At 49.0% G+C, this 14,742-nt stretch carries 14 protein-coding genes; 9 read left to right on the forward strand and 5 right to left on the reverse strand.

All coding sequences use genetic code 11. The annotated features are described in order from the left end of the window. Window positions 1-42: 42 nt before the first annotated feature. The 5 genes from tusA (at window position 43) to NKU06_RS04265 (ending at window position 4,214) form a co-directional block, all read left to right on the forward strand. Window positions 43-276, forward strand: coding sequence for a sulfurtransferase TusA (gene tusA, locus NKU06_RS04245; RefSeq protein WP_254728987.1), 234 nt, complete (start codon window positions 43-45; stop codon window positions 274-276). 50 nt (window positions 277-326) lie between these two features. Beyond that, complete coding sequence (gene xerD / locus NKU06_RS04250; RefSeq protein WP_254728990.1) at window positions 327-1,250, forward strand: site-specific tyrosine recombinase XerD; 924 nt, start codon at window positions 327-329, stop codon at window positions 1,248-1,250. Window positions 1,251-1,321: 71 nt separating this feature from the next. After that, window positions 1,322-2,143: a glycosyltransferase family 2 protein gene (locus NKU06_RS04255; protein ID WP_254728993.1), complete on the forward strand. Its 822-nt coding sequence runs from the start codon at window positions 1,322-1,324 to the stop codon at window positions 2,141-2,143. Window positions 2,144-2,225: 82 nt separating this feature from the next. Further along, window positions 2,226-2,831 (forward strand): class I SAM-dependent methyltransferase, encoded by a 606-nt coding sequence (locus NKU06_RS04260; protein WP_254728995.1) that lies wholly within the window; start codon window positions 2,226-2,228, stop codon window positions 2,829-2,831. A gap of 21 nt (window positions 2,832-2,852) precedes the next feature. Next, complete coding sequence (locus NKU06_RS04265; RefSeq protein WP_254728998.1) at window positions 2,853-4,214, forward strand: deoxyguanosinetriphosphate triphosphohydrolase; 1,362 nt, start codon at window positions 2,853-2,855, stop codon at window positions 4,212-4,214. A gap of 89 nt (window positions 4,215-4,303) precedes the next feature. On the opposite strand, the gene NKU06_RS04270 is transcribed toward NKU06_RS04265, so the two are convergent. Further along, on the reverse strand, window positions 4,304-6,187 hold the full coding sequence (locus NKU06_RS04270; RefSeq protein ID WP_254729001.1) for an autotransporter domain-containing protein: 1,884 nt from the start codon (window positions 6,185-6,187) through the stop codon (window positions 4,304-4,306). Between the two features lie 249 nt (window positions 6,188-6,436). Between NKU06_RS04270 and NKU06_RS04275 the strand changes: the two genes are divergently transcribed. Continuing rightward, window positions 6,437-6,709 carry a PepSY domain-containing protein gene (locus tag NKU06_RS04275; RefSeq protein WP_254729003.1) on the forward strand — a complete coding sequence of 91 codons (273 nt, stop codon included), beginning with the start codon at window positions 6,437-6,439 and terminating at the stop codon, window positions 6,707-6,709. Between the two features lie 26 nt (window positions 6,710-6,735). Continuing rightward, window positions 6,736-7,281 (forward strand): cytochrome b/b6 domain-containing protein, encoded by a 546-nt coding sequence (locus tag NKU06_RS04280; protein WP_254729006.1) that lies wholly within the window; start codon window positions 6,736-6,738, stop codon window positions 7,279-7,281. Window positions 7,282-7,331: 50 nt separating this feature from the next. Here NKU06_RS04280 and NKU06_RS04285 read toward each other — a convergent pair whose 3' ends face one another. The 4 genes from NKU06_RS04285 to NKU06_RS04300 form a co-directional block, all read right to left on the reverse strand. Beyond that, window positions 7,332-9,122 (reverse strand): FTR1 family protein, encoded by a 1,791-nt coding sequence (locus tag NKU06_RS04285; RefSeq protein ID WP_254729009.1) that lies wholly within the window; start codon window positions 9,120-9,122, stop codon window positions 7,332-7,334. A gap of 2 nt (window positions 9,123-9,124) precedes the next feature. Continuing rightward, complete coding sequence (efeB, locus tag NKU06_RS04290; protein ID WP_254729012.1) at window positions 9,125-10,360, reverse strand: iron uptake transporter deferrochelatase/peroxidase subunit; 1,236 nt, start codon at window positions 10,358-10,360, stop codon at window positions 9,125-9,127. Window positions 10,361-10,465: 105 nt separating this feature from the next. Continuing rightward, the gene (efeO, locus tag NKU06_RS04295) at window positions 10,466-11,329 is read right to left on the reverse strand and encodes an iron uptake system protein EfeO (protein WP_254729015.1); all 864 of its coding nucleotides are present in this window, start codon (window positions 11,327-11,329) and stop codon (window positions 10,466-10,468) included. A 213-nt stretch (window positions 11,330-11,542) separates the two neighbouring features. Beyond that, window positions 11,543-12,016, reverse strand: coding sequence for a type IV secretion protein Rhs (locus tag NKU06_RS04300; RefSeq protein WP_254729017.1), 474 nt, complete (start codon window positions 12,014-12,016; stop codon window positions 11,543-11,545). 116 nt (window positions 12,017-12,132) lie between these two features. Between NKU06_RS04300 and NKU06_RS04305 the strand changes: the two genes are divergently transcribed. After that, a complete protein-coding gene (locus tag NKU06_RS04305) occupies window positions 12,133-13,374 on the forward strand; it encodes a replication-associated recombination protein A (RefSeq protein ID WP_254729020.1) in 1,242 nt (413 codons plus the stop codon). Between the two features lie 110 nt (window positions 13,375-13,484). Next, a complete protein-coding gene (ribBA, locus tag NKU06_RS04310; protein ID WP_254729023.1) occupies window positions 13,485-14,588 on the forward strand; it encodes a bifunctional 3,4-dihydroxy-2-butanone-4-phosphate synthase/GTP cyclohydrolase II in 1,104 nt (367 codons plus the stop codon). Window positions 14,589-14,742: the final 154 nt, after the last annotated feature.

Below are 14,742 nucleotides of genomic sequence, written 5' to 3' on the forward strand. Positions count from 1 at the left end.
TATTTTTAAAATCAATCAGTTATTATCATTTTTGGAACCGTTATGACCGACCACACTTTAGATACCAAAGGGCTGATTTGCCCCGAGCCTGTGATGCTACTGCACAAAGCCGTGCGCACAGCCCAAGGTGGTGAGCATATCGAAGTGCTTGCCACCGACCCTGCGACCACACGCGATATTCCCAATTTTTGCCGTCATCTGGGGCATACACTCGTTAGCCAAGAGACGCTCAATGATGGCAGTTATCGCTATGTGATTGCCAAGAAATTGGGCTGATTTGCCTGATATTTGACCGAAATTTGTTCAAAATTTGATCAGCATTCATCATGGCAAAAGCAACCACCGCCCGCCAAGAAATCGCCGTCATCTGCGATGATGACCCCGATTATCTCAGCCAGTTTCGCGCATCGATGCTCTCGCGTGGCTTATCGACCGCCACGCGCAACGCCTACAGCCAAGATCTGCGCCAGTGCATTCGCACATCCGCGACGCCCTTGACCCAGTGGCACAGCACCGATGTCAGCTTGCACCTACAAAACCTATCCAAGCAAGGCAAATCCGAACGCTCGATCGCGCGAAGTTTGGCAAGCTTGCGGCAATTTTTCTTATGGCAAATCGACACAGGCGCGCGCGATGACAATCCTGCCGAACAGCTTAAATCACCAAAGCTTAGCAAAAATCTGCCCAAATCCTTAAGCGAACATGATGTCAATGCCCTGCTAAACGCCCCCGATACCACAACCATCTTAGGCGCGCGTGACAAGGCGATGCTTGAAGTGCTCTACGCCTGCGGACTGCGTGTCTCTGAGCTTGTGGGCTTATCACTGGATATGCTAAACCTAAACTCAGGCTGGATCGTGATCACAGGCAAAGGCAATAAGACGCGCCTTGTGCCGCTCGGTGAATATGCTCAGACCGCACTCGAAGAATATTTGGCAATACGCGCAAGCTTACTGGGTGATAGCAATCGCTGTCAGGCGGTGTTTTTGACCGAGCAAGGCGGCTTTATGACGCGGCATAATTTTTGGCATATCATCAAAAAATACGCGCGCATCTCAGGGATTAAAAGCGATATTTCGCCGCACACTTTGCGCCATGCCTTTGCCACGCATCTGGTCAATCACGGCGCAGATCTTCGCAGTGTACAGCTTTTGCTTGGGCATAGCGATCTGTCCACGACGCAGATTTATACCCATGTCGCCACTCAGCGACTGCAAGATCTGCACACCAAGCACCATCCGCGTGGTTAGTTTGCTAAATTGATTTTATCCAAAAATCTCTTGCTATTTTCCAAAAATCATAAACAAACTCAAAGAGTTATATGAACAATCCAATCAACACCCCAAGCCTTGATGTCATCATTCCTTGTTATAACGCTGCCGATACCCTAGATCGCACGGTGGCAAGTGTGCTGAATCAGTCTGCCTGTCAGCACATTATTCTGGTCAATGATGGCTCGACCGATGATACCGCAGCACGCATTGATGCTCTTGCCAAGCAGCATGACAACATCATCGCCCATCATCTGCCTGCCAATAGCGGCGTAGCATTTGCACGAAATTTCGGCGCGCTGTGCAGTAGTGCTGAGCTCATTGCCTTTATCGATGCTGATGATGCGTATGAAAATGGCGCGCTCGATGTCGTGCCAAGCATCTTTGCCTTGATGCCAAACTTAAGCCTACTGCGACTCAAACTACGCGCCATCAATTTGCCTGCGCGCTATGCCGATCGTCCTGATTTAGGCAAGGCTTGGGATATTTTACAGATGACGGTGGGCGGGAATATGATTTTTCGCCGTGCGCTGTTTCTTGGCTGTGGTGGTTTTCCAACCGATACGCTGTTTCGCAGCTTAGGCGGCGAAGATGGTGCGCTTGGCATTGCCTTGGCAGAGATGAGCGCGGTCGGCACGCTGTTTGACGATGAGCATCGCGGTGTGCTGCATTATTGCCGTGATGGCATGCACGCTGAGCGGCTGCTTGATGCATATTTATTTGGCAAACACGACCCGCGCATCACGCCTGACGCTGCCGCCTATGCGCGCGCCACCACCGATCACATCAAGGCGCGCCTAGATAGTCTCAAGCCAATCTTAAACGAAACCGCCATCGGTCGCCGTCCGCTGATTTTGACTTATGCCGATTGAGCGAAAATCTTGGGCGACACGCGCCATTGTGTGCTAAAATTTACTCAATAGTTACCAACCCTTATTTTTCTAAGAGTCCATCATGCACCAAATCGATCCTGATCTACTTACCAAATCCAAACACTGGCGCGATGACATCACCTTTCGCCAAGAAGTGCTTGGCAAGCCCTTTGATTTCACCAGCACTTGGGGGATTTTCAGCCCAGAAAAACTCGATGATGGCAGTCTGATGCTGCTTGATTATATTGATTTTCAAGCTGATGACAATTCGATCGATTTAGGCTGCGGCTATGGCGTGCTTGGCATGACTGCTGCGCGCGAATGCCCAAACGGTCAGCATCTGCTGATTGACAAGGACTTTGTCGCGGTCGAATATGCCAAATTAAACTGCCAAAAAAATGGTCTGAATAATGCTGAAGTCATGCTGTCGAACGGCTTTTATCATGTCGATAAAAATCGCAAATTCAGCCTAGTGATGAGCAATCTGCCCGCCAAAGCCAGCAAAGAGCAGCACTATCTGTACCTATTAGATGCATACAATGCGATGGAGACGGGCGCACGTTTTTATGTCGTCACCATCAACGGTCTTCGCGATTTTATGAAACGCTCATTCACTGAAGTGTTCGGCAACAGCGATAAAATCAAACAAGGCAAAACCTACACCATCACCATGGCGGTGAAGGAATAATCAGCCCAAACAAGGAATGTGATGCCGACAAATTTCGATACAACCACTGCCAAAGACCTGTGGCAAACGCGGCTCTCGACGACGCGATTTAGCGTCATCAATGGTGCAATCCTGCCCAAAACCACCGCCACAGGCAATAACATCCGCAGCAATTTTCACATCGATTATGATCGCGTGGTGTTCAGCCGTGCGTTTCGTAAGCTTGGGCGCAAAACACAGGTGCATCCTTTTGCACAGTCTGACCACACGCACAACCGCCTAACGCACAGCGTCGAAGTGGCAAGCGTCGGGCGCAGTATCGGCAACCAAGTCGGCGCTGCTTTGTATGATGCAGGGCTACTGCCACCAGATTTCAGCGCCAACAGCATCGGTGCGGTGGTGCAGGTGGCGTGCCTTGCGCATGATTTGGGTAATCCACCGTTTGGACATACAGGCGAGCAGGCATTACGCGAATGGTTCTGCGATCCTAAGCACGCACATTATTTAGAAAATTTAACAGACAAGCAGCGCAGTGACATCTGCACTTATGAAGGCAATGCCCACAGTCTGCGTACGGTATTAAACCTTGAAATGTATAAATCCCAAGGTGGTATGCGCCTGACCGCTGCCAGTATCGGCGCGCTGATCAAATATCCTTGGGCAAGTGATAATCCCAAAGGCAAAGGGCAAAAATTCAATATTTATCAAAGTGAATTGCCGCTATTTCGCCACATCAGCGAAACGCTCGATCTACCAAAAATCGCCACCGACCACTGGGCAAGACATCCGTTATCCTATCTGATGGAAGCGGCAGATGACATCTGCTACGCGCTATTAGACCTAGAAGATGCGGTCGAGATGGGGATGATCTCAGTCAATGATTTTCAAGGCGTATTAAAAAATATCATCGACTATGATAAGCTGATTAATATCAAAAACACCGAACAGCGTCTGGGTGCGATGCGTGGTACAGCCATCGGTCGTGCGGTCGAAGCAGTGACGCGTGCGTTTATGACACATCATGATGCGCTACTGACAGGGCAATTTGAACACAAAGATCTGCTTGCTGTCATCGATCCTGATATTAAAGATATGCTTAATAAGTCCAAAAAGCTTGCCGCTGATGAAATCTTCCGTCACAACAGCAAGCTTGCCACCGAGATCGCTGCCTTTGGCTGTCTATCGACGCTGCTGGATTTATTCATTCCTGCCATCTATGCACATCATCATGGCAGTGTCTTATCTACCAAGCATACGCTTGCTCTTGATTTACTAGGCTTTGATAAAGAAAATCGCCAAAGCCTGTACGAAGACTATATGACAGTTTTGGACTTTATTTGTGGCTTAACAGACAATACCGCCGCCAAGCTTGCCCGTGGCATCTCAGGCGTTGGTATGATTTGACATAAACGCAATGCTAAACAATTGATTAATAAAATTAAAAAAACCTTGCCCATGATTTTGAGCAAGGTTTTGCTATTTAAGCAGGTTAATCAAAACTGCGCTTGGATACCGACCAGACCTGTCAGTGATTTCTCGTCACTGTTTAATTGATTGGTCGCAACTGATGCATTGAGCATCGCCGCGTCATTCAGCTTTGCTGCAAGCCCCAAATGCGCGGTCACGCCACTGGTATCAGCTGCCGCGACAGTTACGCCATAGTCGCGCTGATAGGCAGGTAAAGACAGCAGACGCGCCTGCACGGTGCGATCATCATCCTTGAACTCATGCAGGTAGCCGACGCCACCGTACACGCTGTAGCGGTCATTGACTTGATACGCGCCATTGACACCGATCTCACCCTGTAGCGATTTGCGCGATTGGTTCGAGAAGCGCAGGGCTGTGGCAAGCGTGCTTTGATCTTCGACCAAATCCTGCAGCGTCACTTCTTGTGCTGTCAGCCCAAGATAAGGGCGATAGCTGAACGCGCCGTGCGTGAGCATCAGACCAGCTTGCACCCCTGCGTGCAGTCGCGTACCATCGGCACGAGCTTGGTGCGTGCGTGGTGCGCCTGCCCAAGCGATATCGCGATCGGTATCAACTTTAAGCTTATCCACGCCTGCTTGTAGATTAACGCTCAGCTTATCAAAATCATGGCGATGATACACACCGACGCCATAGCTTTTGACATCGGCATCGATCTGCGTGCCCAACTGATAATTTTGTTTGCCAAACTTCGCATACGCGCCTGTGTGCGATGCCTTACCACCAAAGCCTGCACCGATGGTGACGCTTGGATTAACACCATCTGTGCTCACATCACCGCTATCGACATCACTTGCGCTGACATCTGCCCAGACGCTGTTTTTGCTCACAGGCAGCTGATTCATACGGCGGTTCAGCGACTGCGCATCATTGGCGCTACTTTGTAAAATGACATTGGGCAGCTGACCGATCGCAGTAGGCGCAGTCAGTAGGGATTGATAATATTCTGCCAAGATCTGATGCGTGCGTCCAGATGGGTGAATGTCATCGGCGAACAGATGGGTTTGGTTGGCATCAGGTGCGACCAAGTTATTTGGCGTACAGGCAAGCGATGTCGATGCTGGATCGTTTTCATTATCTGTGCGCGCTGGCATATTACACGCCACGCCCATTGTATTACTAAAGCCGAACGCCTGCGGATCGCTTGTCACTTCTTGCAATAACCCAAAGGTATTGGCAGGGATGATATTGGCATCCAAACCATTTAATGCCTTGTACAAATTCTCATTATACAAGCTTGCTGCCAAATTTGCCTTATCCATCGCCCCTTCTACGCCCAAAACTTTTTCGGCATAAATCGCACGCGGCGTCAAACCCAAAGCAGGCACATTTGGTACTAAGATATGCTGCGCGCCAGTGGCTTTTAGTGTTGCGACATCAGTGGCGGTAGCTTTTACCGCAGCGGTGATTTTTTCTAAAGCTTCAAGCTGACCGATGGCTGGATTAGCCGCGGCGATTAAGTCATTTGAGCCGATCCACACGGTATAGAGCGCATTTGGATCTGCTTTGCCTTGATTTTGGGCAAGGTGGGTTAGGATTTGTTGATTGGTCGTTGGGATGTCGAACATACCGTTCCAACTCACCGTCTCAGATGAGCGCGCGCCGCCGACGGCATAGTTAGTGCCACCTGCATTGGCAGTGGTATTGGCATCTGCACTTGTGCCTAAGCTATTTGCCAAATGAGTCGCCCATACAGGATCAGGATTGGTGGTAAAAGAGTTTTGTAGCTGCTCGCCGACAGCAGGTTTTACGCCTGTTACGATCGATTTCAGTCGCCCTGTATCGGTCAGGCTATCACCGAAAAACACTGTCTGGCTATAAGTCTGGGCGTGCGCTGTGCCACTGACCGCTAAGGCTAGAGCAATGGCAAGTGTGGATGGGGCAGTTTTCATCATCTCTCCTTGATCGTTGGGTTTCCATATTCGATGTATTCTAGGCAAAATTTTACCAAAATACAAGTGGCTTTGATGCAAATATTTCTCACTCCTAGAACCGTTATCATTTAGTATATAGAAAATAAATTTTTTAAAATTTTTCAATTTCTTCAGCTTATCTTCAGCTTTCTCACCTATACTATGCTCACACCAAAACATGGTGGATATTTTAACCCTTAAGTTTATTTTTCCATTTGGGAGCATATCATGAAACACATCAAAACCCTTGCCATCGCTTGCGCTACACTCATTGCCAGCACCAGCGCACTGGCATCTGCCACTTGCCCAAGCTATCCTGCCAAAGAGCATATTCCCCAAAAAGCCCTTGAGCAAGCACTGATTAACAAAGGCTTTACGGTAAAAAATTTCAAAGTCAGCGGCAACTGCTATGAGCTGTACGGCAAAAGCCCAAAAGGTAAAAAAGTAGAAATGTACTTCGATATGAAAACTGGCAAAATCGTCAAAAGTGAAATCGAATAATCTGGCCATCTAAGAGAGTAAAACCCATGAACACCACTGCCACCACAACCGCTAAAACTGTCAAAGTCTGGGACATCTGGGTGCGTCTGACGCATTGGCTTGTCGCCATCGGTATTTTTGTCAATTTGACCGAGCTAATCGAAGAAGGCAGCACATGGCATGAATATGTCGGCTATGCGGTGGCAGCCTTGGTGGTGTCGCGGCTAATTTGGGGCTTTATTGGTACTAAATATGCACGCTTTAGCGATTTTTTCCCGACGCCGCGCCGTATCAAGAATCACTTGAAAGGCTTTGGTAAACAAGGCACGCACCTTGGGCATAACCCTTTTGGCGCGCTGATGATGTTTGCACTGTGGGGCGTGATTATCGCTCTTGGTGTCACAGGATATCTGATGGGCCTTGATGCCTATTGGGGTGAAGAGTGGCTACAAGAGTTGCATGAGATTTTGGCAAATAGCTTGTATCTATTAATCCCGCTCCATGTGCTATCCGCCATCGGTATGAGTTTTGTTGAAAAACAAAACCTTATCAAGGCAATGATCACAGGCAATAAAATAGATCTCTCAATTTAATCTCAACTTATCCATACCAAAAAGCCGTCCAAGACGGCTTTTATCATCGATCATGCGTGGGCGGCGGCATGGGTTTTGTATTTCAAATAATACTGCAGCGCAATAATCAAAATCGCATACAAAAGCTGCGCGCCAATACTCTCAAGCGTCGGATAAAATCCCGCCCACTCGATCGCAGGCACACCAAATAAGACATGGCGCGGCAAGTGATTGGTCAGCTGTAGTGCTAAGATGCTGACGCCCAAAATTTTAAAGCCCAAAAAGTAAATAACCCAAGTCAAAATCGCAAACAGCTTAGGGATGGGCAATTTGGCAGAAGTCTTGAGCATCACAAAGGCAACGACCATAAGCACCACAAGTGCAAGCATGATACCAAGCAGAAAATTGGTCATGCTGATATTCGGCAAAATCCCCACATAAAACAGCAAAGTCTCCGCCCCTTCGCGAAACACCGATAAGAAACTCAAGCCAAATAACCCAACAAAACTGCCTGTGGTCAGTGCCTGTCCCATGTGCCGCTTGATAAAGGCGTTCCACGACTGCACTGATGATTTGCTGTGCAGCCACGCACCGATACCGATCATCATCACCACCGCGATGATACCGATCACTCCTTCAAACACTTCACGACCCGCACCCGATGATGTCGCAGGCAATAGCGACTGCAGAGCGATGGCAGCAAGCACGCTTGCGATCAAGCCTGATGCCACGCCTGCATAGACCCACGCCTTGCCACGGCTTTGCTTAGCGACGCTCAAGGCGGATAACAGCGCGACGACGATCAGCAGCGCTTCTAATCCTTCGCGCAATAAAATCAGCATTGCATCGATCGCGGTGTATTCGGTGGTCGGATTGATGGCATCAAGCTCAGCGATCAAGTCTGACAGTACCGCTTGCTGCTTGGGATCATCGCCATGTGCCATCACGATCGGCAGCTGTGATTCGATGCGCCCATACAGTGATGGATTGCGCGTGCTGACTTGCCCTTCGACACCGCTCCAGACACGGATAAACTCAGCGATTTTCTCCGAGCCTACCTTCTGATCGTGATTTTGGAATGCGCTCAAGCCCTGCTTAAGTAGCTGTGTGGCATCTGCCAAACCCATCGTCTGCGCCTGTGTCTGCACCGCTTGACCTGAAATAAAACTGTCTAGCTGCACCTTGAGCGCATCGGTTTGGGTGCTGAGCAGTTCGGTGTTGGCAGGAGTGCTTTCGATGGCGACACGCATCAGCGCCATCGCCGTCTCGATACCGCCATAATGCGCCATACTTGCCTTTCGCACCATGCGCTCATTGCTAAGCCACACACTGTTAAACGCTGCATAAGCACGGCGCGCTGCATCGACACTGGCAGGATCTTGTGGCGTCATCGCGTGCAGTACAGGCAGCATCTTGTCATAGGCAGGCAAGATTTGCTCAGCGAACTTGTGACGCTGCTTGTCATGATCCACAGGATTTTGGGCTTGTTCAGCCGCATACAGTGCTGTCGATACCACCGATAGCTGTGCATCCGTTGGTGTACTGATCGCGGCATCGAGCGCGGTATTGATATTGTGTGCGTGCGCTGTATCCATCGGCATGGCGGACACGGCGATTTTGATCACTTGTAAATGCGCGATGGCACTCTTATCATCGCCATTTTTTAGCGCACTCATCGCATCGGATAATTCGATGAATAAAGGGCTGAAGTTCAGCGGCTGTGCGGTGCTTATTTGTACTTGTGTGGCAGTATTGGTATGATCAGTGCTTGGTGTGCTTGCCATCGCAGTGCTTGTCACTGTATTTGTCATGCCAACTGTAATCGCTGCGCTGATGATGGCGCTGTGTAGAAATTTTTTCATAATTATGCCATCTCAAGCAGTGCTTGACCCAAATATTCGCCCGATTTCACCCCACCAAAGCACGCAAACAGCCCGCTGCCGATGTGCGTGGTGTACTCATTCATCTTATCCATGCGTCCTAGCGCATTTTGGATGGTGATGAATTGCTCAGGGGATTTTTGAAAAGAAATGAACAGCAATCCTGCATTGAACTGCCCTGTCTTGGTATCAATGCCACTGGCGTACGAATACGAACGGCGCAGGATCTGCGTGCCTGTTTTATTGGCAAGCGTGGTATGCCCCACCGCAGGCATCACAGGTTTGCCATTGGTATCTTTGGCATCAGGATCAAAGGCAGCAAACTCATCACCCTGCCCCAGTGGCGCGCCTGTATCACGATGCCGCGCGAAGGTCTCTTCTTGACCCTTTAGCGATGTGCGATCCCAAGTCTCAAGGTGCATCTGAATCACCCGTACCACCAAATAACTGCCGCCTGTCAGCCAAGGTGCAGAGTCCGCCCAGATGTATTTGTCCGCATCTTTGAGCGTAAGTACATTGGCGGTACCATCCTTAAAGCCGAACAGATTGCGTGAGGTTTGGGCGGTGTCGTCATACGATGTGAAGCCATCTTGCGACCATTTCATGGTGATGGTTGAGCGCGCTTGGCGTACCAGTTGGCGTACCGCGTGGAATGCCACTTGCGGATCATCGGCGCAGGCTTGGATACACAGATCACCCCCAGATAGCTCAGGTCGGATCTGATCACGCGCAAAATTTGGCAAATCACGAAACTCTGCTGGTGCTTTATCCGATAAACCCAATTTATCCAAAAAACTGCGGCTAACACCGAAGGTCAAAGTCAAGCCATACGCACCCAAACTGTCCGCTTCACCGGTATCAGTCGGCGGCACATAGCCATTTTTGCCGTAGTCAGCGATGTTCTCACCTTGGGTCAGTCGAGCAGCGGCAGCCGTCCAGTCTTTGAACATTTGGCGCACGGCATCGATGTCATCGGTATGTAGATCCGCGACCAAAAAATAAATATGCCGCTGCGCAGTCGTCGTGATCCCTGCTTGATGCTCGCCAAAAAAGTCATAACGCAGCCGAGCAAAATCAGGCACAGATGCATCGCTTGTGGCATCTAACGCCTTGCCATCTTGCCTGTGACACGCCACCAAAGATGCCGAACCCAATGCCAACGAAGCCGCACCAAACCCTTGCAAAAACCGTCGCTGCGATGGTGTATGTGCTTGTGTCATAAGACCCCCTGTTGTTATTGTTATTCTTGCTTGATGATTTAAAGACTTTTTATCATAAGTACCAAAATGTCAAAAGCTGAGCATCATGCCCAGCTTTTGTGTGGTTTATTCTAGGACAATGCCCATTTGTGCCAATGGTTCGCCCAATTTATTGACCGCTTCGGCAAGCGCCTTGGTGTCTTCTTCGGTCAGATCGGTATAAGATTTATAATGTTGATCGCCGACTTGGTGCTTGGCAAGCAGTTCATTGACCGCGGCGAATCGCTCTTGTAAGGCCTTCACCAAGGTAGGATCTTTGGCATTGATTTTATCTTTTAAAATTTCAAAAATCTTCTCAGCACCTTCGATGTTAGCCTTAAAATCATACAGATCCGTTTTTGAGAAAATCTCTTCTTCGCCTGTGATCTTACTGGTCGATACTTCGTTTAGTAGATCAACAGAACCTTGCACCATCAGATCGCCTGTGACTTCAGCCGTTGGAATTTTGGCGCGCAGCTCTTTGACATCATTGACCAGTTGATCCGCCAAGGCTTCAGTGCCTTGGGTGGTGTTTTGTGTCCAAAGAATTTTTTCGATGGTATGAAAGCCTGTCCATGCCTCTCCTGCTTCCAGATCAGCTTCGCGATTATCGATGCGCGGATCAAGATCGCCGAAGCTCTCTGCAATCGGCTCGCTGCGCTCATAGTGCATACGCACCAAAGGATATAGGCGTTTGGCTTCATCAAGATTGCCTGATTTGAGCGCATCGGCGAAAGCTTGCGTGCCTGTCACCAACTGATCGATCTCATCGCTCACCCATGCTTTGTACGCGTCAGTTTCACGGCTCAGATCAGCGCTCGCTGCAGCGATGGCAGGAGCAAGCTCACTTTCGCTTTTTTTGGCATCGGCGGCATCGGTTTGGTTGGCAGGTTGGCAAGCAGCCAATACAAGTGCGGCAGCTGTAGATAATAGTGCTAGGCGTTTTGACATAATATGCTCTCTTTTTTCTTTTGTTATTATTCAGTGATCAGATATGGTACAAAACTGGTCACGCCATCGTTATTATTATATTCAAAATAAAAATCATTATCAATAATAAAAATTAACACTTGGAGTATTAGGCAAGTGTATTAATGCAGTTTGTTATTATTTTAATTATAAAATCAATCCAAATACTTATCAAAGCCAAAAATCTTTAGAGAATCAGACAAGCTCTTTATCAGGAAAATTAGGCAAAAATGGCACACACGCCTGCCACGCGCTACAGTCCAATCCCATCTCGCGGCGGATATAATACTCTTCAACCATGCGCGCTTGCTGCTCGACGCCATAGCGACCAAAATCCTTGCCATCGAATTGATAGCGGTATTTGCGGTTAAATAATGCTCGCCAAAACACCGCACGCCCTTGCTGCACCTGCCACACATGGGTCAGCTCATGGATCAGCCACGCACGGCGCACCAATGTTTCACATGAAACATCTTCCATCCAGTCATCAGGGTGAAAATAGATATTGCCATTAGGCGACACTGCAAAGCCCTTTAGCACCCACCACGCTGTTTTTAGCCGAATGCTCTCAAGATCAATGGCATCACCAAACACACTTTTGGCGATTGCTTTTTCGCCATCACTCAAGGCACGGCTAAGCTTAGGATAAGTCAAAGGATTGGAGAACATAGGTATGGTTAAATGATAACAGAGTGTGGCTGAGTATGACTGGGCAATATCTGCGTTTGGTACACAAAAATAATCCATGCTACAATAGCACAACTTTTGCTATTGGGCAATTTACCATGAAACCACTCGCCGAACGAATGCGACCGACACGCCTTGATGATGTCATCGGACAAAGCCATCTATTAGGACAAGGCGCGCCTTTATCGAACATCATCCGCCAAGGTTTTTTGCCATCGATCATCCTACACGGCTCAGCAGGCATCGGCAAGACGACGATCGCCATGCTGCTTGCCCATGCGGTGAACCGACCGTTTCGCCCCTTATCCGCTATCAGTAGCGGCGTCAAAGAGCTGCGCGAAGTGCTGACGGCAGATGATGGCTTATTCCACGAGCCGCCTGTAGTCTTCGTCGATGAGATTCATCGCTTTAATAAAGCCCAGCAAGACGCGCTATTACAAGCGGTAGAAACAGGCGAGATTACCTTTATCGGCGCAACCACCGAAAATCCATCGTTCAGCGTCAATAATGCCCTGCTGTCGCGCTGCCAAGTGTATAAATTAAACCCCCTAAGCGCCGATGAAATCACCGCGCTCATCGACCGCGCTATTTATAAAGACAGCGTACTAAAAACCAAACAAATCATCATCAATGACTTAACCGCACTCATCGACCTATCCCAAGGTGATGGAAGGCGCGCGCTGAATCTGTTGGAGCTTGTGGCAGCTGGGGCTGAGCCTGTGATCATCGATAATCAAAGCGTCACCGCCGTGGCAGGGCAGTCACTGGTGCGCTATGACAAATCAGGGGACAATCATTACGATCTGGTATCAGCGATGATCAAATCCATCCGTGGCAGTGATGCTGATGCTGCCTTGTACTGGATGGCTCGGATGCTCACAGCAGGCGAAGATCCTGCCTTTATCGCGCGCAGACTGGTAATCGCTGCCAGTGAAGACATCGGACTTGCCAATCCCAATGCGCTACTGATCGCCGACACTGCCCTGCGCTCAGTGCAGTCCATCGGCATGCCCGAAGCGCGCATCATTCTGGGGCAAGCGGTGGTGTATCTTGCCAATAGCCCTAAGTCAAACACTAGCTACAACGCCATCAATGCCGCGATGAAACTTGCCGAAACCGACCAATCGCCCGTACCGCTGCACCTACGAAATGGCGTTACCAAGCTTATGAAATCAGACGGCTATGGCGTCGGCTATATTTATCCGCATGATTATCCCAATCACTATTACCCACAGCAGTATTTGCCTGATAATTTACTGGATGCGCACTTTTATGAATTTGGCGATAATCAAAAAGAACAGACGAGTTATGCCTTTATTAATTGGCTAAAAAATGGCTAACAAATTTTTCCAAAACCCTTTATAATGAGCCAAACGCCCCCATAGTAGTGACATATTTTTGGATTGATTTTCAAAATTTTTCATAAACAACAATAAAAAAGGTAAAAATCATGGCTATGAACAGCATTTCTGAGATCATCGAAGACATCAAACAAGGCAAAATGGTCATCTTAATGGACGATGAAGACCGCGAAAACGAAGGCGATTTGATCATGGCGGCAAGCCACATCACCCCTGAAGCGATCAATTTTATGATTACTCATGCGCGTGGGCTTGTGTGCTTAACCTTGACCGAAGAGCGCTGCAAACAGCTGGATCTGCCATTGATGAGCGACAAAAACGGCGCGAAATTCAGCACCAATTTCACCCTATCCATCGAAGCGGCTGAAGGCGTCACCACTGGCATCTCAGCATCAGATCGTGCCACTACCGTGCGTGCGGCTGTCGCTGCCAATGCCAAACCTGCCGACATCGTCCAACCAGGACACATCTTCCCGATCATGGCGCGTAAAGGCGGCGTGCTGCACCGCGCTGGACACACCGAAGCAGGCTGTGATTTGGCACGCCTAGCAGGACTTGAGCCTGCGTCTGTGATCGTCGAGATTATCAAGCCAGATGGCGAGATGGCGCGCCGTGATGATTTGGAGATTTTCGCCAAAGAACATGGGCTAAAAATCGGCACGATCGCTGATCTGATCCAATACCGCATGGCGACCGAGCAGACGGTGAGCGAAGTTGAGCATTTTGAAGTCGAGACCGCGCACGGCGCATTCACTGCCTATCGCTTTAGTGAGTTTGGCTCAGAGGATGTGCATTTGGCATTCGTTAAAGGCACGCCAACAGCAGGCGGCGTCAGCACAGTGCGCGTGCACAGTTTTAGCCCAATGAAAGATTTGTTCGGCATCCACACCACAGGCAGCCACTGGACGATTCACAACGCCCTAGCCGAAATCAGCGATGCTGAGCATGGCGTACTGGTATGGATCGGTCATGGTGATGAACTGGGTTTGGCAGATGCGTTTGATACCTTGAAAAACCCAAGCCAAACCAGCAGCAAAAACCGCCGCGCCCCATATCAAACCATCGGTGTCGGCGCACAAATCTTAAAACATCTTGGCGTCAAAGATATGCGCCTATTATCAAGCCCGGTCAAATTCAATGCGCTCTCAGGCTTTGATCTAAATGTCATTGAGACAGTGGATAAAACTTGCTAAGTACATGATTTATAAAGAAAAACAGCCGTCAGATGATGGCTGTTTTTTTATGGGTGATTGATTAACTTTACATAATGATGCTACTGGTGTAAATTTTTGCTTGATCCTACAGCAAGGCAAGCGGTCGCTGTATTCTTTTGAATTTCATAGACCA

This window comes from Moraxella sp. FZLJ2109, assembly GCF_024296965.1.
Classification (GTDB): domain Bacteria; phylum Pseudomonadota; class Gammaproteobacteria; order Pseudomonadales; family Moraxellaceae; genus Moraxella.